The organism is Streptomyces sp. NPDC054841 (assembly GCF_053611045.1).
This window is the reverse complement of the sequence record NZ_JBSGZO010000011.1, coordinates 14,101-31,893: the sequence shown is the minus strand read 5'-3', so window position 1 is coordinate 31,893 and position 17,793 is coordinate 14,101. Positions and strand designations below refer to the sequence as shown.

Genomic DNA, 17,793 nt, shown 5'->3' with positions numbered 1-17,793 from the left:
GACTCACCGATCACGCGGTCGGTGAGTCCTTCTGCGCGGGGCGAGTCAGTGGGAGGAGACGAAGCCCTCCGACTGGTCGAGATGGAATGGAGAGCCGGAGCTCTCGGGAGTCCATCCGTTGGCGCGAGCGGTTCGAATGCTGTCAGCAACGTCGGAAGGCAGGACAGGGTTGGCCTGTGTGCCGAACCAGTTGCTTGGGTGTGGCTGGTTGGTCGTGATCACCAGAGTGGTGCCGGGAGTCTCGGCGTGTTCGACCGCATAGGTCAGGGGCGACCAGACCAGTCCCTGGTCGTAGGTGGGCCTTCCGCGAAGCCTCCATCGGTAGGTGGTGCCGTCGACGGTGATGCGCCGCGACCCCTTCTTCACCAGTGCCATGCCCACGTCCTTTCTCAGGGCGAGGGTAGTGAATGGCCACTGACCATGTCCCACGGGTTTCCTGCGCCCGGGTTCAGCCTCTGCGCGTGGGAATCACGTCAGGGCTTGCCGCGGGGATGGTGGGACGGGCGGCCTCGGGGGTGGCAAGCAGAGCGACGATGGTGACCGGCTTGTCGCAGTGAGGGCAGTTGCGGGTTGCGGTCGGTGTCAGCGCGGTGGGCTCGGGCGATGGCGGCCCGGTCGGTTCTGTCTCAAGGGTGACGTTGGCGTCGTCGCGCTCGCGTCGTCGGCGGCGGGCTGCTTCAGCTTTGCACCGTGGTGAACAGTAGGTATGGCGGGTGGCCGCCTGTGGGTTGACCTGGAACTGGGTCCAGCAGATCGGGCAGTCACGGAGTTCAGCCAGCACGTCCGGTCACCCCTTTGCGGAGGTTGTCGGAGTGGGCCTGGTGCGATCGGAGGCGGTAGGACGGGCCGTCGATGCCGACCACAGCGGCCCGGTGCAGGAGGCGGTCGAGCATGGCGGCCGCTTCCAGTTCTCCGCTGCTCGACGACCCGGATCACGAGCCTCGTCCAAGCCGTCCTCACCCTCCATCTGGCCAGCTCAGACTGAGGATGGAAAAGGCTCATTGTCAGTGGTGCTTGCAAGGCTGGCGGGATGATTAGCCAGAAGTTGGCGGCACGGTACTTGGCCGATGAGCTGCACGGTTGTGTGGTTCCGATGGATCCGGAGCTGTTCCGGTACAAGCGGTTCACGCAGCATGACTTCGTCTTCTTCGGTCATGTGCCAGTGCGTGCCTATAAGCATGCCAACCGGTGGCGATTCAGTGAGGCGGACGTTCGTAGTGCGGGGCGCGCCATCGCCTCGCTGCCCTGGGACCCCGGCGACCTGGTGGCCCCGCGACTTGGTGACGGCAGAGGTCCGGAGGCTGGCGCGCACACCAGTTGGCGTGTTCAGATTCACCGTGCGATCCAGGGAGCCGGGGCAGCCGTGCGGCGCGAGAGCGGCTGCCCGTGCGGCCCGCTCTTCTGCCGACAGGACAACGGCTGGGACATGCCCTGCGGCCTGACTCCGGACGGTCTTCTCCAGCGATACGGGGGCTATTCCATCGCCTGCACGCTCCCTGTGCCCACCCTGGTCTGGGCAGAGGACACGTGGCTGATTCCGCGGACCCTCGCTTTCATCCTCGACCAGTGGGAGGAAGCTGAGGGCAGACTGGATGCTGCCGCCCAGCCTTGCAGCGGCTGCGGTATGCCCAGCCCCAATTCCAGCTGGCCTACCTCCGCCACCACCGGCTGGAAGGTGTTGTGTCCCGCCTGCGCGGCCGCAAGCCTGCGCCTCTACAGCCAAGAGTTGAAGGGCGTTACCTACGCCAGGGTTCGGGAGCGAGGCCCGCGGGCTGAGGATTACCTGTGCACCGTGTGCGACCCGCCCCGGCCCGCTGCCGTCTGGGACCACTGCCATGAGCACGGCCTGGTCCGCGGCCCCCTCTGCGGTAGCTGCAACACCATGGAAGGGCACGGGATGGAATTCCTCGCCCGACAGGGCAGCGTGCGGCATCTGCTCCGGTGCGAAGCCTGCCGCACCCTGCGAAGCCTGCCCCAGCACCACCGGCTCGCCATGCTGCGACGCCATCTGCACGCGGAGCGGGGAGCTTCAGGCTGCGATTGGCCCATGCACATGTGCGTCTCCCTCACGGAATGCGGCGACGGGGCGTACGACTACCGAGTCCGCTGTCCCGGGCAGCGCGCCTCTTCCAGGGGATTGCTGACCGCTCGTGAGGTCGAGCACGTCCTGTCGCTGACCGTTGAGACCGGGGCGGTCGAGCCTCTGCGTGACTGATCCATGGCCCTATACCCATCACGCCGGACTTGGGGCAATCCCGACCGCGTGGTCCGGCCCGAGCAGCATGAGGGCTGCGATGGTGGTGCCGCAAACGCACATCACCGCCTGCGCAAGCACTCCAAGCGGCTTGCTCTCGATCCCACCTCTCTCGAGTTCCTCAGTCTGGCTGAGCAGGGCGAGCAATGCCCAAGGCCTGTGGATCGGCCTCGGGTTGAACGCTAAGGGCGTACTGTCCCGAGTGATCGATTGATGGTCATCGAGTAGGCTGGCGCTGCGAACACCGGTCAGGAAGGCACGCCCGTGCTCAGCGTAGTCAACGCCGACGGCACCACCACGGACGGTTCCTCGCTCATCGACGAGATCGTCCGGGAAGGTGCGAGGCGGATGCTGGCCGCAGCACTGTGGAGTTGCTTCGGTCCGGCAGACAGGGACGGGCCGCGTCGCCGACGGGGGCGCTCGGGTGGTTGGTGTGTGCGGCGGGCGCCGCTTGCGCGCACGCGGTGTCCACCACACGGCCCGGTGGCTAGATGACGACGGTGTACGAGATACCCGGGAAATCCCAGCCATCAGTGCCCTCACCGATGTCCTCGATAATGACGTACTCGATGAAGTCTTCCTCGAAGGACTCGTCGTCGAGTTCCCCCGCAGCCCATTTACGCTCGATCTCAACCCAGTTGCCGTTTCGGCCGTCGATCCGCAGCGGCGCGGTAATTCTGCCGGTGTCGCTGAGACCGCCGCGGAAACGCTCGTCGTCGCCCGTCTTGACCAATCCGGTGATCTCCAACGGGGCGTCCTTGAAGGACTGAGGAATGGGGTCGGCAGGAACGACGGCCGCGCTCTCGTAGGCGGCGTGGATAACTGCACGGTAGCTGCGGCGGACGTTGTACTCCGGATCGGACAGCCACTTGATCAGAGTTTCGGGCCGGACACTCAGCCCGGCCCGTTCGAGGGCCTCGTAGCCTCGCCGGGTGTGGGTGAGCTGGCTGAGCTGGGCGTGCCAGTGCTTTGCGTGGTAGGTGGACAGGCGTCGCAGGGGCTGGACGCCGTGCTCGCGCAGCAGCTCGTTGAGGGCTGCGCCGAGGGAGTCTCCCGTGGCCATCAGCGCTCATCTTCCGGGGAGGCGGTCTTGACCTTGACCTCGCCGAATCCGGTCCCGACCTTGTAGGTGTCGGGGGCGTTGCCGTCGGGGGTGAAGAACACGGCCTCGTCGACGTTGCGCAGGGCGACAAGGACGTGCCCGGCCTGCACGGCACGCCAGGCGACACTCCAGTGCCGCACCGAGGCCTCGGCGACCAGGGCCATGCGCCAGTCGGGGCGCCAGAACGGCGAGTTGACCTTCTCGCCCTTGGGCCACAGCAGACGCAGCGCGATGGACAGGCGGCGCTTGTACTCGGTGTAGGGCTCGCCACCGGCCTGGACGAGCTCGGCGCGGGCTTCACGGGCCTTGGCGTAGAAGGGCTTGAAGAGGCTCTCGTTGGCCTTGCCGGTCCAGGAGTCGTGGACGATGAGCGGCTCGGTGATGTGCCCGTCCTTGATGAGCTTCTGCAGCTGGCGCAGGTGGGGGGTGGTCACCCAGGCGCGGCCCTGGTCATCGATCCGCTCGGCAAGGCGGCCCAGCGGGTGCGGCATGTCCGGGTGGTTCCAGGCAGGGACGGTGATCAGGAATGCTCCGGCGCGGTCCTTGCCGACCTCCTTCAGGGGTCCGGTGTGCAGGAGTCTGTTCGGGGCGAGTGGCACCGCGGAACAGGCTGAGGGATAGGAGCCGTTGCGGTCGATGACGCACAGCTGGCCAATACCGAACTGCTCGGGCACGATGAGCCGGTCACGCTTGCCCGCCTTGGTCTTCTCGGTTGTGATGTCGGGGTGTACCCAGCGCGGTTCGCCGTCCATGACCTCGCGGAAGATCGTCCACGGTCCCCCGCCCCGGTCCTCCTTCCTGATCACCGGGATGGGGTGGTACGTCGACCGCTCCATGCAGTCCTTGAGGATGTTGAGTGCGGGGAAGACCGTGTTGGACGGTTCCTCTTCGTCACCCGGCTGCACCCACGCGTCGTCCTCGTCCCCGCCGTCCGGGGTCTGAGCGGTGTCCCCCGGGGGCTGGACAGCGGCGGCCGCTGGACGTTCGGTGGGCGCCTGCTCCTGCTCGGTGGTATCGGTGGCCGTCGCGGTGTTGTAGGCGCGCAGCGCGTTGGCGAGACGGCGGCCCTCGGCGGTGTCCGGCAGCTGCGGCACCGACGTTGCAGCCTGGGCCAGAGACAGCCGGAGCTCCGCCAGGACTTCGTGGTCACCGTTGGCCAGTGCCGTGCGCAGCGCGGCCAGTACGTGGGTGACGGAGGCCGCCAGCCCCTGCTGGGCGCCGGACGTATAGGGAAGCGCCGCTTCGGCCAGTTCCTGCTCCACCGCACTGCCCACGCTCCGCGCGGGGACCTCTCCGCTCTCACGGCCGGCGGGGGCAGTTCCGGCATCGATGAAGCGGGCGTGGAGCAGATCCGGCCGCAGGTACGCCGCGCCGATGGCGCCGAAGTCCCGCTCCGCGACCGTCACCTGGACCTTGGAGGAGTCCGTGGCCGGTGCGAGCGTCAGGAGGACGTCGGCGTCCAGGAGGGCCAGGAGCGCGGGGTCGTCGCTGTCCACGATGGCGAGCACCGGAACGTGCAGCGTGCGGGCGAGGGCGGCCAGGACCTGGGAGGCGTCCGGGAGACGGTTGCCGGACAGCGGGAGGCGGGCGTTGTGGGCGGCCTGGAGCCGGTCCACGACAACGAGGGCCAGGTCCTCGACGTGCGGTGCGGTCTCCGCGATGGCCTCAGCGGTCAGATCGCTGCCGTCGTCGATGAGTAGCGGCGCCTGGACCAGCTGCTGGGCGACCTGCTGCTCGTACGGGGTGAGGCGGCCCTGCTTCAGACGCGGGTAGTCGCCGCCGGTCTCCGCGGCGATGATCCGGCGGGTGATGTCGGCCCGGTTCGGCCCCGACGCCGCGTACAGGACCCTGTGGTTGTCGACGAGCGCGGTCTGCCGTGCGGCAGCCAGTCCCAGCAGGCTTCCGCCGACGTTCGGAGCGGCCGCTACGAGCATCAGCCGGCCTGCCTGCAGACCACCCGTCGCAGCGTCCAGCCCGGGCAGCCCGAACGTGGGGCCGCCGACCGGGCCGGAAGTGAGCACGGCGCCGATGGCGTCGCCCAGCGTGGCGAGCCTGCGCGGCGCACTGTCGCGGTCCGGGTTGCGTTGGCTGTTCACCGCACCTCCTGCGGGCGCCGCGCCAGTGTGTGCGGCGGTATCGGATGAGAGGGCACCGGAGGCGGCGTCGACGGGCAGCAGCACCGCGACCGGAGTGGTGTTCCGCAGGAGCACCTGCGGATAGCCCTGGGCCGCCAGCGTGATGAGTTCACCGAACTTCGCCTGTGCCGCGCTCAATGCGTGGGACGGCAGCCCCTCCGTCTGCCGGGCTGCCGGAAGCCGGTCCAGTGGTGCCAGCAGAGCGTGATCCTGTCGCTTGTGGATCAGCGTGGGGCGCCCTTCCTCCTCGGCGCGCTTCACCAGGGCGTAGAGGGCGTTGCGTGCCTCGGTCGCGTTCATCGCGGCCCCTTCATGCGGCTGACTCACTCACCCTCCCAGACCCGTCAACTCACTGCCATGATACTAGTGCTCACTCAGAATCACTTCTAAAGTCACAATGTTTTTCGCAAATCTCACTCACTTGTGAGGGCATTTCGGTGTGGGTTGACGCCTCTGGCGGCGACTTTCCGCGCCGCCCCGGGTGCAGAGCGAAGGCCGGGGCCTTCACCACCAGCCCCGGCCTTCACTCACTTCGTCCGCAGGCGATCACACCTCGCCGAATACGCGAGCTCAGCTCTGCCCCCGTCGGCGTTCGCGGCACCGACGAGACCATGGCTGCGGTCCTGGCCCAGCTGACCTGAGCCGCAGGCAGCGAGTCCTTTCCGGTCAAGACGGAGGACGGGCTTTGCTCAGCCGCGTACCGCCGTGACGGCAACTCGGCGTTGGAGATGGGTGGTAGCCAGCCGCCTGCGGACGCGCGGTCGGGCCGGAGGGGACCGGTCAGGCGGCGAAGGCGAAGTAGGTGCCGAGGGTGAGGCCGGAGAAGGTGAGAAGCTGGCGGGGCTTGAGGCAGGTGAAGGCGGTGTGCATCCCGATGCCGGCGGCGACGGCGTACGGCATCGTCTGCGGGATGAGCAGCGCGGGGGGCAGCGCGATCTCTGCTGCGATGACGGTGGCCGCGACCAGGCGCCAGAGGCGGACGTCCCGGTCGGTGAGATTGCCCGTGTGGCGGCGGACGAGGCCGGGGATGGCGTACTGGCGCCGGTAGGGGAGCTGGTCCTTGACCTGGGTGTAGACGTGAATCCACTGGGCGAGGTAGAGGCCGGTGCGGAATTGGGGAGAGCGGAGTTTCTGCCAGGCGCTGTTCCAGTAGATGTCGGTGGTGATCAGCACGAGGAGACACTGTGCCCAGGTGTTCGCCGTGCTCAGGCCGTGCTCGACGTGCAGGCCGTGGCCGAGGTCTCCGGCGAGCAGGAGGCAGGCGCCGGTCAGCAGGGTGTAGCGGACGGCGTTGGGGCTTTTGAGGTAGAGCAGTTCCATGGCGGCGCCGGCCAGGACCAGCAGGAGTGCCGGCCGGGGGGCGAGGCCTGCGGCCAGGGCGAGGGCGGCGGCCGTACGGACGATCAGCGCGGGCCGGTAGACGGTGATCAGGAGGCGGGCCCGGACGGGGCCGAGGCGCTGCTCGGCGAGGTGGGCGCTGAGCGATGCGGGGGCGAAGCGGTCCCAGCCGCCCTGGCCGAAGGCGAGTGCGAAGCGCAGGGTGCACACGGTGCCGAAGATGATCCGGAACCACTGAAGTTGTCCAGGGTCGGTGGGGTGCTGGAAGCCGAAGGCGAGGGAGTCAAAGAACCACACGGCTGGCCCTCACCTCCACAGACTGCTCGCCGCGGGCGGACAGGACACGGCCGTGTCCGTCGATCCGGTCGTACCGGCCGCCGTGGGTGAGGTAGTTGACGATCGTCTGGAGCTGGGGCGGGCCGAGAATGAAGCTGCCCGGTGAGAGGTAGTCGTAGACATTCACGGGCTCGGTGCGCCCGGCCTTGGCGCCGGTGAGCGAGATGATCGTGAAGGTGGCCCGGCAGAACATCTTCCAGCGCAGCCAGCGGCCGGGCAGGCGTGTGAAGCCGGTGATCATCCACGCCACCAGGGCGGCGGTGACGGTGGTCTGGGCAGCGGACAGCACGGACACGTGCATGGGCAGGAGCCTCCGGGTGGGAGGGTGAAGGTGATGGGCGGGCGGCCCCGCGATGGGGGCGCCGGGGGTCAGCGCTCGGGTTTGGGGGGCCGCTGCATCAGCGCGGCCGCGGCCTGGTCGAGGGTGACCTTCTCGTGCAGCAGGGCGGAGATCACTTCCGTGATCGGCATCTCGACGTCGTGGGCGTGCGCCAGGGCGAGGATTGCCTCGGCGGACTTGACGCCCTCGGTGGTCTGCCGGGTGGCGGCCGTCGCTTGCTCGACGCTCAGGCCGTGACCGAGGTGGGTGCCGAAGGTGCGGTTGCGGGAGAGCGGGGAGGAGCAGGTGGCCACTAGGTCGCCCAGGCCGGCCAGGCCAGCGAGGGTGGCAGGGTGGGCGCCGATGGCCGTGGCCAGCCGAGTGGTCTCCGCCAGCCCTCGGGTGACGAGCATGGCTGCGGCGTTGTCGCCCAGGCCCATGCCCGAGGCGATGCCGACCGCCAGGGCGATGACGTTCTTCACCGCGCCGCCCAGCTCGCAGCCGGTCACGTCGGTGCTGGTGTAGGGCCGGAAGTAGGGGGTGTGGCACGCCTGCTGGAAGCGGCGGGCGGCGTTCTCGTCGGGGCAGGCGATGGTGGCGGCGGCGGGCTGGCCGTCCATGATCTCGCGCGCCAGGTTCGGGCCCGACAGCACCGCGACCCGGTCAGCAGAGACGCCGGTCACCTCAGTGATGACCTGGCTCGCCCGCAGCCCGCTGGCCAGTTCGATGCCCTTCATCAGCGACACGATCACCGTCTCGGGCCCGATGTGCGGCGCCCACGCGGCGAGGCTGGCCCGCAGGGACTGCGCGGGGATGGAGAGCACCAGGTAGTCCGCGCCGTCCAGCGCGGCAGCCGGGTCGGTCGTGGCCGTGAGGGAGGTGGGCAGCTCGACGTCCGGGAAGTAGCCCGGGTTGCGGTGACGGGTGTTGATGGCGTCGGCGATCTCGCTGCGGCGGGCGTGCACGATGACGGTGCTGCCGGCGTCGGCCATGATCTTGGCGACGGCGGTGCCCCAGGACCCGGCCGAGAACACCGTCGCACGGGCGGAACGGTGCTGGTTCACTGCGGGGTCCTCTCGCTGGACGCGGGCCCGTCACCTTGGCGGCCGGGCCCGGGCATCCTATCGGCCGCGCCGGATGCCGCAGGGGCGTCCGCGGGGCGCCGCAGGGTCAGCAGGACCGCGCGGCGGCCCGGCAGTGCGGGGAGCACCTGGTGCGCCTCGCGCAGCATGTTCTGTGCCTGGTCCTCGCCGAGCTCGCGCCGCAGTTCGTCGGCGTGGGCGATCCACAGCCGGTAGAGCCGGTCCCACATCGTGGGCTCTGCGGGGCGTTCGTCCACGTGCTCCACCGTGAGCCCGGCGGCACGGGCCTGCTCCTGCCAAGTCGGTTCAGCGCCGCGCCGCAGTGACCGGGTCAGGACCAGCCGTCCGCCCGGGGCCAGGACGCGGCCGAGCTCGCGCACTGCCGCGTCCCGGTCGGCGGCGCGGCTGAAGGCGTCCACGCACACGATGCCGTGGGCGCTGGAGTCGGGCAGGCCGGTGTCTTCCAGCTCGGCGACGCGGAAGGCGGCGCGGTCGGTGCCGCTTCCGAAGAAGTGGGGGCGGCGGTCGGTGGCTTGGGCGACGGCGACCGGGGACAGGTCGAAACCCTCCAGGCGGAGGGCGAGGGCGCGGGCCAGCCACAGGCCGATGCCGCCGGTGCCGCAGCCCGCGTCCACGAGGAGCTGACCCGGCCGGATTCGCAGCCGCGCGGTCATCAGCCCCAACAGGGGCCAGTCGCAGGAGCTGGAGGCGGCGACCTCGGCCGGGTAGTCCCCTCCCATCGCCTGGGCGTACAGGCGGGCGACCAGATCGGTGCGGGCACGGGCGGCGTGGAAGGCGTCGTACTGGGCGGAGCGTTGTTCGGCGGGCGCGGGCGGCGCCCCCGTGGTGGTGGGGTTCATCGGGGCATTGACCTCCTGATCCGTGAACGGGTACCGGGGCAGACGACCTGGACGGCGTGGACGGGGCTGGCCAGGTCGGACAGGTCCAGGGCCACCGGCTCGTGGCCGGTGACGCGCTCGAGGCTTCGAGCCACCTGACCGGCCTGTTCTGCGAAGCCGCCGTCGGCCGCGACGAAGTGGTCCGTCATGTCCGGCCACGGCGTGAGCCCTGTGGTCTGCGCCGGGCGGAAGAGCGGGGTGTCGAATGATGCGGGGTCAGGGAGGTCGTCCCGGGTTCCGGCGATGGCGGTCAGCCGGGACTGCGCGGCCTCGGTCAGCGCCCGGGTCAGCGCGATCGCCGAGTTGCTGTGGCAGCCGCCGCCGGCGAAGACGACCGGATAGTCCTCTGACCACAGGTAGGCGACACACACCGGCAGCCCGTACGGGCCGTCCACCAGCGCGATCTCCAGCGCCATGCCCGCAGCCACCAGCCGGTCGATCACCTCCCGGCCGTGGGGGTCGTCGACCGTCCCGGGTGCGATGAGGGTGCGCCGCCGCCCGCCCAACTGCCCGTCCCGGTACAGCACGTCTCGCTCCACCACCTCGAACAGGCCGTGCAGCAGCGCCTCGTCCCGGGTGTTACCGCACGCCAGGCCGGTGCTGGTCGCGCGCAGCAGATCCGGGCGCCACTCGGGCCGCTGTACTCGGCGTCGGACCAGATCGACCGGCAGCAGCACCTTCTCGCCGCGGACCAGGCCGGTGCCGGGAGTCCACTCCCACACCATCCGGGCAAGGGTGTGCGTGGGGTACGGGACGGTCAGCGGCAGCGAGGCCACGGGGCAGTCAGGGGCAACCTCACCGGCCGGGCCGTGGGCCTCTACCGGCAGCGGCTGCTCGACGTGCCACAGCTCGATCGCCTCCATGACCGCCGACAATTTCGCCAGAAGGCCGGTGGCGCCCTTGCCCTGGGACGTGCTCAGGGTCCGCGAGGCGGGCCGGATCGCGGTCCATACCGGCAGCCCGATGCAGTCCAGGCCGGTCAGGTCCGCGACCCGGGTGATGCCGAAGTCCGGCAGGCGTCCGGCCACGGCCTCCCACGTCTCCTCTGGCACCCGGGCACGCACCGTGCCCGGCAGCGCCACCAGTTCGTCAACGCCCACCACAGGTCGCCTCCGTTCGCTCGGTTGTCTCGTTCATCTCATCCAGGAACCCGGGCATGAGCCGCTTGGCCACCTCGACCGCCCGCGCCCCGCAGACGAGCCCGCGCGCAGACGCCTCCGCGTCGAAGTCCTGCTCAGGGCACTGCCACACTCGCAACAGGAACCGGCGGGTGAGGTCGTCACGTACCGCTTGGGTCGAGAACCCGGGGCGGCTGCGGCGTTCCCGCGCGAGAGCGGCGGCGTACCGGGCAACAGCCTGGCGGTCTTGCTTGCTCTCGCCAGCCAGCAGCAGGGACACGGTTGTCTTGTCCCGCAGGTCGATCGCCGGGTGGAAAACCCGATCGGCGGGCAGGTCCCCGCCGGTGACCTGGGCCAACCGCACCTCAAGCGGCAAGCCCGACCCGCTGGCCGGGTGGAGGGAGCGGTGTTCGAGGAACCCTGCCCACGTCTGACGGAACGCAGGGTCGAACACCTGCTGATAGACAAGGCGGTCCTCGGTGGACAGCTCCAGGCCGTCAATGTGGTCGCGGGCGAAGGCGTTGGACCACCGCCGGAAGTACGTCGACTCCCATGTGGGCGGAGGCAGGGAGTTGGCTTGCGGTGCCCGGCCGCCGAGTGCGATGCGCACGGAAGCGAGGGCGTCGGCGCGCTTCAGATCGCCGAAGTGCCGGTCATTCTGCCGCCGTTCGTCCAGCCACTCGGCGAACTCCGTCTCGCCCCGGCGGCGGCACACGGCCCACACCGCGGCCGGCGTGCGCTGCGGGTAGTAGACCGCTCGCAGAGCTGCCAGCAGATCAGCGGCCCGCTCGCCGTCGAGCACACCCGCTGCTCGGGCCAGCTGAACGACGTGGCGGAGATTGACCACCGGCCAGGTCAGCGACTCCCAGTCGCCGTCCAGGGCCTGCCCGACCGCCACCTCGTCGTCGCCATCGATCTCCCCTCGGACATAGGCGGTGTAGATGCTGCCGACCCCGAGCATCCCGAAGGGCATCAGCTCGGCCGCCCGCAGCGCGCCGATGCTCGCCGCCCCGATGACGCGAACCCCCCGGCCCATCACGGCCAGGATCTCCTTGTGGCGCAGCGCCGGCGCCTGGTGATACACCCCGTCGATGATCACCACGGTGTCCCCGCCGCGGATCGCGGCATCGAACAAGTCCCCGTGCCGCACGGGCGGACACACCCGCACGCCCACAGCGGCAAGCTGAGGCTCGGAACTCGGCAGCGTCGGTCCGACGAACACGTGAATCACTGTGACCTCCACGATGAAGCGCGAAGGGCGCCCCTCCCGGACCCGCGAGACCGGCGAGAAGGGAGGGACGCCCAGGTCAGGACGCGAACGTGAGAGAGGACTACTCCTCGTCCTCGACGTCGACGGCGACCACCACGGGCCCGGTGATCTTCTCGTTCTCCTGCACCGGCTCTGCGGTGCGAGCGGCGGCTGCCTGGGACTTGGATGCCATGACGTACCTCCTAGGGAAGGGAATTGAGCGGCCAATCTGTGCGCCGCTCTCTTTGGTGGCCCCGACGGCGGATGATCCGCGCGGGGGCGTATCCCGCCCTCACCGTGCCCCGAGCGTGGGAGGAAAGAAGGGGGTGCGGTGACGGCGGAGCAGTGGACCGGCGGGACCGGGGTGTGACGTCCGGCCCGGTCCCGCCGGTGGTCCTACGAAGACGGTCGGATGCCCTACCGGTCTGGGTCGGGATCGGGCCGGGCCGGGACGGTGTCTGACGGCGGAGGGTCTGGGGCGACGGCCGCGACCTGGTCGGCGCGGGCTTGTGTCGTCACGCCGAGCGCGCCCAGCGACATCAGCGGCAGACCGAGCCCGAGCGTGAGCCGGTCACGCCACGGCAGCGGCGCAGGCCGGGCGTGCCGGGGTGCTGGGCGTAAGTGCGGCTCGGTGACGCCAGCCCATCGGGCGCTCACCGTGCTGCCTTCGGGTGGCTGTCCGGGATGAGCGGAGCCGGGTCGGCGAGGGAGGACGGGGCCGTCGTCCACTCCCTGCCGCCGCCTGCCGGCGACAGCCACGCGACAGGCTTGGGCCGGCTGCCGTCCGGCGCGATGGCCCGCAGGATGCCGCGCCTACCGGTCGCTGTGTCGGTGACCTCCCGGCCGAGCCAGCGGTGCGAGCGGTGACCGAGTCCGATAACGGCGCTCACTTGATCTCACCCCCGATTGCGAGCGGCGGCCACGTGTACCGCACGGTGACGCCGTGATTCATGAGCCACCTGATCTCGCGGTGCCGGTACTCGTGCGCCGCCTCGGGGGCGATCACCGCGGGCCAGCGGACAAGGACCGTCCCGACGGCGCCGGAGGAGGCGAGTTCCCGCACGCGCATCCACCCCTCACGGTGCAGGGGATCAGCCTCCCCGTACGGGTCGGTGATCACCTCTGTCAGGTCCAGGCCGCGGGCGCTAGCGAACGCGCGGCCTTCCTGCTCGGCACGCTCGGCCGGAACCGACGGGGTCAGCTGGCCGCGCTCGACGTACACGTACAGGACCGCGGAAGTGGGTGGCGGCGCGGTGGTGGGTGGCTGCGCCTGCTCTGTGGCGCCGGATCTGGTCATCGTCATCGCCTCGGGTCGGGGGTGCCCTGCCATCCCCCACGGGGCAACGAGAGACAGCAGGGCCGAACGCCGGTCGGGCTCCGGTATCTGCGGATTGCGGAGCATCGAGCGACGACGCACAGATTCCGCCCACTCCGGGTGGCGTCGCCATGCCGCACCGGGTGCCATCTGAGGCTCTTTCAGGTGACCTTGATGGCGTTCGGGTAGCGTCAACGTGTCATGTGCGGTGGGGGTGTTGCGCTGCCGTGGCGTTGGCGGTTCCCCTTCCAGTGAGGGAAGCGTCGGCGTGAAGGCGCCAAAAGACCGGGGAGCGACATGAGTAAGACGGCTCGGACGCTACTGAAGGTCTTAGTTGATCAGCGCCGCTGGCGTTACAAGGACTTCGAGCGTGCATTCCGTCGCGCGGCTGCTCAGGTGCTCGACGAGGCATCGCGGAATCTGACCGTGTCCGAGGCGCAGTTCCGCCGCTGGACGGCCGGGAAGGTTCAGACCCTTCCGGGCCCGGAGGCATGCGCCGTGCTTGAGCACATGTTCAATGTCGGCGCGGCAGCGCTGTTGGATGCGCCTCCCTCTGTGGCACCCGAACCCGCGTTCAACCTGGAAGACGAAATTGCGATGACTGCACGTGACGCCCAGAACGAGGCCGCCGAGGCTGCCGCCGCTTCTATCTCGGACACCTCCCTTGACCAACTGCGAGACGACGTGGCCATGCTGGCACGCACGTACAGCACGCAGGCCCCGTTCGACATGTTCCAGCGCGCCCGGGAACTCCGCGAGGAGGCCGAGACAGCCCGCGGCCGCACCCAGGTCCCGGCGCAGGCGCAGGAGCTTGTCATCGTCGCGGGCCAGGCGTGCGCGCTGCTGGCCACGGCCGCCTTCGATCTCGGGTCACTGGACGGTGCCAAAAGGCTGTCTCGATCGGCAGCCCTGTACGGCGAGGTGGCGCGGTTCGATCCGCTGCGCGCGTTCGCCGACGGGACGCTCGCCTACATCGCCTACTTCCAGGATCAGCCAGCGGAGGCCGCACGGCTGGCACGGCAGGCCCAGACATTCACAGGCCTGGGGGATGTGGCGAGGCGCAGGCTGGCGGCGATCGAGGCCCGCGCCTTCGGCTACCTCGGGAACCCTGCGGCCGCCCAGCGAGCGCTGGACGCCTCGCAGGCTGACGGGCAAGGGGCGACAGACGACCTTCACGACGGCGTGGGCGGTGAGTTCGGGTTCACGCGTGAGCGACTGGCGATGTCTAACAGTTCGACCTGCCTGGTGCTCGGCGACGGGGCCCAGGCGGAGACGACCGCAAAGAGGGCTCTGGCGCTGGCGGCCGAGCGACCGGCGGCGCTGCGTTCGGCTCGGGTGGTCGGCGGGGCCGGGGCGGATCTGGCTGCCGCCCGGCTGCTGCGCGGAGACCTCGACGGGGCGGCCGATGCCCTCGAACGGGTGTGGGCGGTCCCGCGTGACCAGCGCGCTACCGGACTTCTGACCCGTACAGCACGGGTGCGGCGCGCCCTGACCAGCGAGCGGTTCAGGGGCGCCACACTCGCCGGGGAACTTGGCGAGCGCATTGAGGACTTCACCCGCCTGTCCGCCCAGCGCCAGCTGGGAACCGGCGGCGGCCCGCTTGCCGCCCTGGAAGGCTGACCCGCGCGCCGTCAGCCGTTCGCCTTAGCCTCGATCCACCGAGCAATGGCCGGTCCAGGGCTTGGACATGAAGAGGCGGATGCCCTCTGAGCTGGGATGATGGGACTTCCTACGGTTCCACATCCACAGAGCAAGAGAACATCCGCGAGATGCAATCTTCCCATGCCGCTTCGGCGGTGTCCGCCGCGTTCGATGACACGAATCTGGTCGCGCATGCCGGGCTGGTTCCGGTGATGCGGCTGGCCGAGCGGTGCGGGCTTGCCCGTCTGGTGGCGGAGAAGGTGAAGCTGACCGGGGCGAAGAACGGCGCGGGTGCCGGGGCGGACGCCAAGGTCACCAGCATCGTGGCCGGCATGGCCGCAGGCGCGGACAGCATCGACGGCCTTCACGTCCTGCGGCACGGTGCGATGCCCGTGTTGTTCGCAGGTACACGTGCCCCGTCCACGCTCGGCACGTTCCTGCGTGCGTTCACCCACGGTCACGCGCTCCAGCTCCATGCCGTGCACCGCAGATTCCTGGCCGCACTGGCCACGCACACCCCGCTGCTGCCCGGCGCGGGGCAGACGGTGTTCATCGATGTCGATTCCACCCACAAACGCGTCTACGGCCGCACCAAGCAGGGCGCGGAGTACGGCCGGTTCAAGGGCGTCCGCACCCTGCATCCCCTGCTGGCCACCATCTGCACCCCCAACTCGCGGCCGGTGATCGCCGCCGTGCGGATGCGTCGCGGCAAGGCGGCCGACTCCCGCGGCGCCCCGAAACTTGTCAGTGAGGCGCTGGCCACCGCCCGCGAGGCCGGCTGCACCGGCACGCGGATCCTGCGCGCGGACGCGCAGTTCTACAACGCCGGTGTGATCGCTGCCTGCCGGCGGGCCGGCGCCCGCTTCTCCCTCACCTGCGGCATGAATCCCTCCGTCAAACGCGCCGTCCACAGCATCCCGGACGGGGCATGGCAGCAGATCAGTTACCCAAGCGCGGTACCCGATCCCGACACCGGTGAGCTCATCTCGGATGCGGAGGTCGCCGAGATACCCGCATACACCGCGTTCGCGAGCCGCAAGAAGAGCGAGCGGGTCACCGCCCGGCTGATCGTGCGCCGGGTTCGCGACCTGGCCAAACCCGCCATCGTGGGAGAGCAGGGCGAGTTGTTCCCCGTCTGGCGCTACCACCCGTTCTTCACCGACAATCCCGCGCCGATGCTCCAGGCCGAGCGGGAACACCGCCACCACGCCGTCGTCGAGCAGGTCATCGCCGACAGCAAAGCCTCCGCCCTGGCCCACCTGCCCTCCGGGCGCTTCCACGCCAACGCCGCCTGGCTCACCCTGTGGGCCATGGCCTACAACCTGCTGCGGGCCACCGGCGCACTGACCTCCGCCTTCCACACCAAGGCCACCACCGCCACCTTGCGCGCCCACCTGATCCACGTTCCCGCCAGGGTCGCCCGCTCAGCCCGCCGTGTCACGCTGCACCTGCCCCACAACTGGCCCTGGCAGCACGCCTGGACGCACCTGTTCGACACCGTCCACGCGCCGCCCGAACCAGCCTGACCTCCCTGACCACCCCGCCCGCCAGGGCCCCGACCGGAACCGAACCGTGGAAAAGCTGGGCAGACCAGCGGATACCACCTGCCCAACCACAGACACCGACCCGAAACCGGCTCAGACACCCGTCAGAACATCACCCTCAGACCACGTCGGTGGATCGAGGCTTAGGGAGAGACGCCAGAATCTTGGCCTCTTTCTCGGGGGCGATGCCGTGTTCAGACCACCGCGGATGCGCGACAGGCCGGCCGTCGGCCTGGAGCCATGCCCAGGTGTCGGCGATCGTCTCGCGCAGCGGGCGGCAGGCCAGACCGGCGGCCACGGCCCGCGAGGAGTCCACCGCCCACACCCCGGCATGTGTGCGCCACAGCGGAAGTTCCGTCCACTGCCTGACGCCGTGGTGGATCAGGTCTTCCGAGGAGACCCAGACGGGCCGTCCTGCACCGCCGGTCACGGCCAGGCAGGCGGTCAGGAACTCGGCGAAGGTCAGCCCCTCGGGATGGGCGACGTTGAACGCTGCGTCGGCGCCGGCGCTGGCGGCCTGGTCAAGGGCGAAAGCGGCCACGTCGCGGACATCGACCGGCTGAATGCGCCGGTCGGCCGGGTCCGGGGCCATGATGCGCCCGCCACGCTCGGCGCGGGCCAGCCACCAGGGCAGACGGCCGACGTATTCGCCGGGACCAAGGATCACGCCGGGCCGCAGGAACACCGCCCGGTCGCCGAGCGCTTCGGACACGGCCCGCTCGCCGCCCGCCTTCTGGAACCCGTACTTCGTGGGCGAGCCGTCCGCACCGGTGTAGCCAAACGTCTCGTCGGCGTCCGGCGGGCAGTCGAGAAGCGGAGCTGCCTCCGTGAGCGGGTGGTGAGGCCAGCCGGCGTATACAGACACGGTGGAGATGTGCACCCACCGCCCGACCTGACCGGCCAGAGCACGCGCGGCCAGGAGAACGTCACGGGGCGGCAGTTCCGAGCTGGACGTGTCCACCACCGCATCCCACGGTCCCGCAGCAGCGAGACGTCGTAGGTCCCCGACGACAGTCCGGTCACCGCGGACGGCATCCACGCTGGGGACATCAAAACCGGAGCGACCCCGGTTGAACGTCACCACCTCCCAGCCACGCCGGAGCGCACCGGAGACGATCTCTTTACCAAGGAACCATGTTCCGCCCAGGACCAGAATTCGCATGAGTCTGATCCTGCCCGCCGTGACGGCGCTCGCGGAAGCGGGGGCGCGGTCGGGGCGGATCGCGACTCCAAGGAGCACCACTGCGCGGCCCGTCCCCAAACTGAGCGCGTTCTCGATCCGGAGCAGTGGGCGGGCGAAAAGCGGTCACCGGGGGTCGACGACGGTCACGTTGTAGGTAAGGTCCTCGGCTGGTGACCCTCATGACGGCAACGCACCCACAGCCGCACCGGGTCGCCGGCGTACCGCTCGCGCCAGTACGAGGCGTGGCGCCGCACGGCGACAGCCAACCCCGGGGCCGC

General features: G+C 70.0%; 16 protein-coding genes and 2 pseudogenes. 4 read left to right on the top strand and 14 right to left on the bottom strand.

The window, feature by feature from the left end:
- Positions 1-45: 45 nt before the first annotated feature.
- From ACWGI8_RS03160 to ACWGI8_RS03150, 3 genes and pseudogenes are all read right to left on the bottom strand, one after another.
- Positions 46-375 (bottom strand): hypothetical protein, encoded by a 330-nt coding sequence (locus tag ACWGI8_RS03160; RefSeq protein WP_405803638.1) that lies wholly within the window; start codon positions 373-375, stop codon positions 46-48.
- Positions 376-448: 73 nt separating this feature from the next.
- The gene (locus ACWGI8_RS03155; RefSeq protein ID WP_453658195.1) at positions 449-781 is read right to left on the bottom strand and encodes a hypothetical protein; all 333 of its coding nucleotides are present in this window, start codon (positions 779-781) and stop codon (positions 449-451) included.
- Positions 771-899, bottom strand: a pseudogene (locus tag ACWGI8_RS03150) (ATP-binding protein); the annotation flags it as partial. The pseudogene ACWGI8_RS03150 and the gene ACWGI8_RS03155, both read right to left, overlap by 11 nt.
- Between ACWGI8_RS03150 and ACWGI8_RS03145 the strand changes: the two are divergent.
- Positions 887-985, top strand: a pseudogene (locus ACWGI8_RS03145) (IS5/IS1182 family transposase); the annotation flags it as partial. The pseudogenes ACWGI8_RS03150 and ACWGI8_RS03145 overlap by 13 nt on opposite strands.
- Before the next feature lie 45 nt (positions 986-1,030).
- On the top strand, positions 1,031-2,215 hold the full coding sequence (locus ACWGI8_RS03140) for an endonuclease domain-containing protein (RefSeq protein ID WP_453658158.1): 1,185 nt from the start codon (positions 1,031-1,033) through the stop codon (positions 2,213-2,215).
- Positions 2,216-2,741: 526 nt separating this feature from the next.
- Here the strand turns inward: ACWGI8_RS03140 and ACWGI8_RS03135 are convergent.
- The 10 genes from ACWGI8_RS03135 to ACWGI8_RS03090 all read right to left on the bottom strand — a co-directional run bounded on the left by ACWGI8_RS03135 (position 2,742) and on the right by ACWGI8_RS03090 (position 13,129).
- Positions 2,742-3,317, bottom strand: a complete 576-nt coding sequence (locus ACWGI8_RS03135) for a hypothetical protein (protein ID WP_453658156.1) — start codon at positions 3,315-3,317, stop codon at positions 2,742-2,744.
- The gene (locus ACWGI8_RS03130; protein ID WP_453658154.1) at positions 3,317-5,791 is read right to left on the bottom strand and encodes a DnaB-like helicase C-terminal domain-containing protein; all 2,475 of its coding nucleotides are present in this window, start codon (positions 5,789-5,791) and stop codon (positions 3,317-3,319) included. The genes ACWGI8_RS03135 and ACWGI8_RS03130 overlap by 1 nt, the downstream gene beginning before the upstream one ends.
- Before the next feature lie 480 nt (positions 5,792-6,271).
- Positions 6,272-7,126 (bottom strand): hypothetical protein, encoded by an 855-nt coding sequence (locus ACWGI8_RS03125; protein ID WP_453658152.1) that lies wholly within the window; start codon positions 7,124-7,126, stop codon positions 6,272-6,274.
- Positions 7,113-7,466 (bottom strand): hypothetical protein, encoded by a 354-nt coding sequence (locus tag ACWGI8_RS03120; RefSeq protein ID WP_453658150.1) that lies wholly within the window; start codon positions 7,464-7,466, stop codon positions 7,113-7,115. Before ACWGI8_RS03120 ends, ACWGI8_RS03125 begins: the two co-directional genes overlap by 14 nt.
- A gap of 68 nt (positions 7,467-7,534) precedes the next feature.
- Positions 7,535-8,548 (bottom strand): NAD(P)H-dependent glycerol-3-phosphate dehydrogenase, encoded by a 1,014-nt coding sequence (locus ACWGI8_RS03115; protein ID WP_453658148.1) that lies wholly within the window; start codon positions 8,546-8,548, stop codon positions 7,535-7,537.
- Positions 8,545-9,426 carry a class I SAM-dependent methyltransferase gene (locus ACWGI8_RS03110; protein ID WP_453658146.1) on the bottom strand — a complete coding sequence of 294 codons (882 nt, stop codon included), beginning with the start codon at positions 9,424-9,426 and terminating at the stop codon, positions 8,545-8,547. Before ACWGI8_RS03110 ends, ACWGI8_RS03115 begins: the two co-directional genes overlap by 4 nt.
- Entirely contained in the window at positions 9,423-10,568 is a 1,146-nt protein-coding gene (locus ACWGI8_RS03105; protein WP_453658144.1) for a YcaO-like family protein, read from the bottom strand. Before ACWGI8_RS03105 ends, ACWGI8_RS03110 begins: the two co-directional genes overlap by 4 nt.
- Positions 10,555-11,805, bottom strand: a complete 1,251-nt coding sequence (locus ACWGI8_RS03100; RefSeq protein WP_453658142.1) for a TfuA-like protein — start codon at positions 11,803-11,805, stop codon at positions 10,555-10,557. Before ACWGI8_RS03100 ends, ACWGI8_RS03105 begins: the two co-directional genes overlap by 14 nt.
- A gap of 680 nt (positions 11,806-12,485) precedes the next feature.
- Positions 12,486-12,722: a hypothetical protein gene (locus ACWGI8_RS03095; protein WP_453658140.1), complete on the bottom strand. Its 237-nt coding sequence runs from the start codon at positions 12,720-12,722 to the stop codon at positions 12,486-12,488.
- On the bottom strand, positions 12,719-13,129 hold the full coding sequence (locus ACWGI8_RS03090; protein WP_453658138.1) for a hypothetical protein: 411 nt from the start codon (positions 13,127-13,129) through the stop codon (positions 12,719-12,721). Before ACWGI8_RS03090 ends, ACWGI8_RS03095 begins: the two co-directional genes overlap by 4 nt.
- 315 nt (positions 13,130-13,444) lie before the next feature.
- Here ACWGI8_RS03090 and ACWGI8_RS03085 point away from each other — a divergent pair, with 315 nt between their 5' ends.
- Together ACWGI8_RS03085 and ACWGI8_RS03080 are read left to right on the top strand one after the other, a co-directional pair.
- On the top strand, positions 13,445-14,767 hold the full coding sequence (locus tag ACWGI8_RS03085; RefSeq protein WP_453658136.1) for a DNA-binding protein: 1,323 nt from the start codon (positions 13,445-13,447) through the stop codon (positions 14,765-14,767).
- Between the two features lie 149 nt (positions 14,768-14,916).
- Complete coding sequence (locus tag ACWGI8_RS03080) at positions 14,917-16,314, top strand: IS1380 family transposase (protein WP_453658134.1); 1,398 nt, start codon at positions 14,917-14,919, stop codon at positions 16,312-16,314.
- Positions 16,315-16,450: 136 nt separating this feature from the next.
- On the opposite strand, the gene ACWGI8_RS03075 is transcribed toward ACWGI8_RS03080, so the two are convergent.
- The gene (locus ACWGI8_RS03075) at positions 16,451-17,494 is read right to left on the bottom strand and encodes an NAD-dependent epimerase/dehydratase family protein (RefSeq protein WP_453658132.1); all 1,044 of its coding nucleotides are present in this window, start codon (positions 17,492-17,494) and stop codon (positions 16,451-16,453) included.
- Between the last annotated feature and the right edge of the window lie 299 nt (positions 17,495-17,793).

Coding starts and splice junctions, on each gene's coding strand:
- ACWGI8_RS03160 (WP_405803638.1), bottom strand. CDS start 375: ATGGCACTGGTGAAGAAGGGGTCGCGGCGCATCACCGTCGACGGCACC.
- ACWGI8_RS03140 (WP_453658158.1), top strand. CDS start 1,031: ATGATTAGCCAGAAGTTGGCGGCACGGTACTTGGCCGATGAGCTGCAC.
- ACWGI8_RS03135 (WP_453658156.1), bottom strand. CDS start 3,317: ATGGCCACGGGAGACTCCCTCGGCGCAGCCCTCAACGAGCTGCTGCGC.
- ACWGI8_RS03130 (WP_453658154.1), bottom strand. CDS start 5,791: ATGAACGCGACCGAGGCACGCAACGCCCTCTACGCCCTGGTGAAGCGC.
- ACWGI8_RS03120 (WP_453658150.1), bottom strand. CDS start 7,466: ATGCACGTGTCCGTGCTGTCCGCTGCCCAGACCACCGTCACCGCCGCC.
- ACWGI8_RS03110 (WP_453658146.1), bottom strand. CDS start 9,426: ATGAACCCCACCACCACGGGGGCGCCGCCCGCGCCCGCCGAACAACGC.
- ACWGI8_RS03090 (WP_453658138.1), bottom strand. CDS start 13,129: ATGACCAGATCCGGCGCCACAGAGCAGGCGCAGCCACCCACCACCGCG.
- ACWGI8_RS03085 (WP_453658136.1), top strand. CDS start 13,445: ATGAGTAAGACGGCTCGGACGCTACTGAAGGTCTTAGTTGATCAGCGC.
- ACWGI8_RS03080 (WP_453658134.1), top strand. CDS start 14,917: ATGCAATCTTCCCATGCCGCTTCGGCGGTGTCCGCCGCGTTCGATGAC.
- ACWGI8_RS03075 (WP_453658132.1), bottom strand. CDS start 17,494: ATGCGAATTCTGGTCCTGGGCGGAACATGGTTCCTTGGTAAAGAGATC.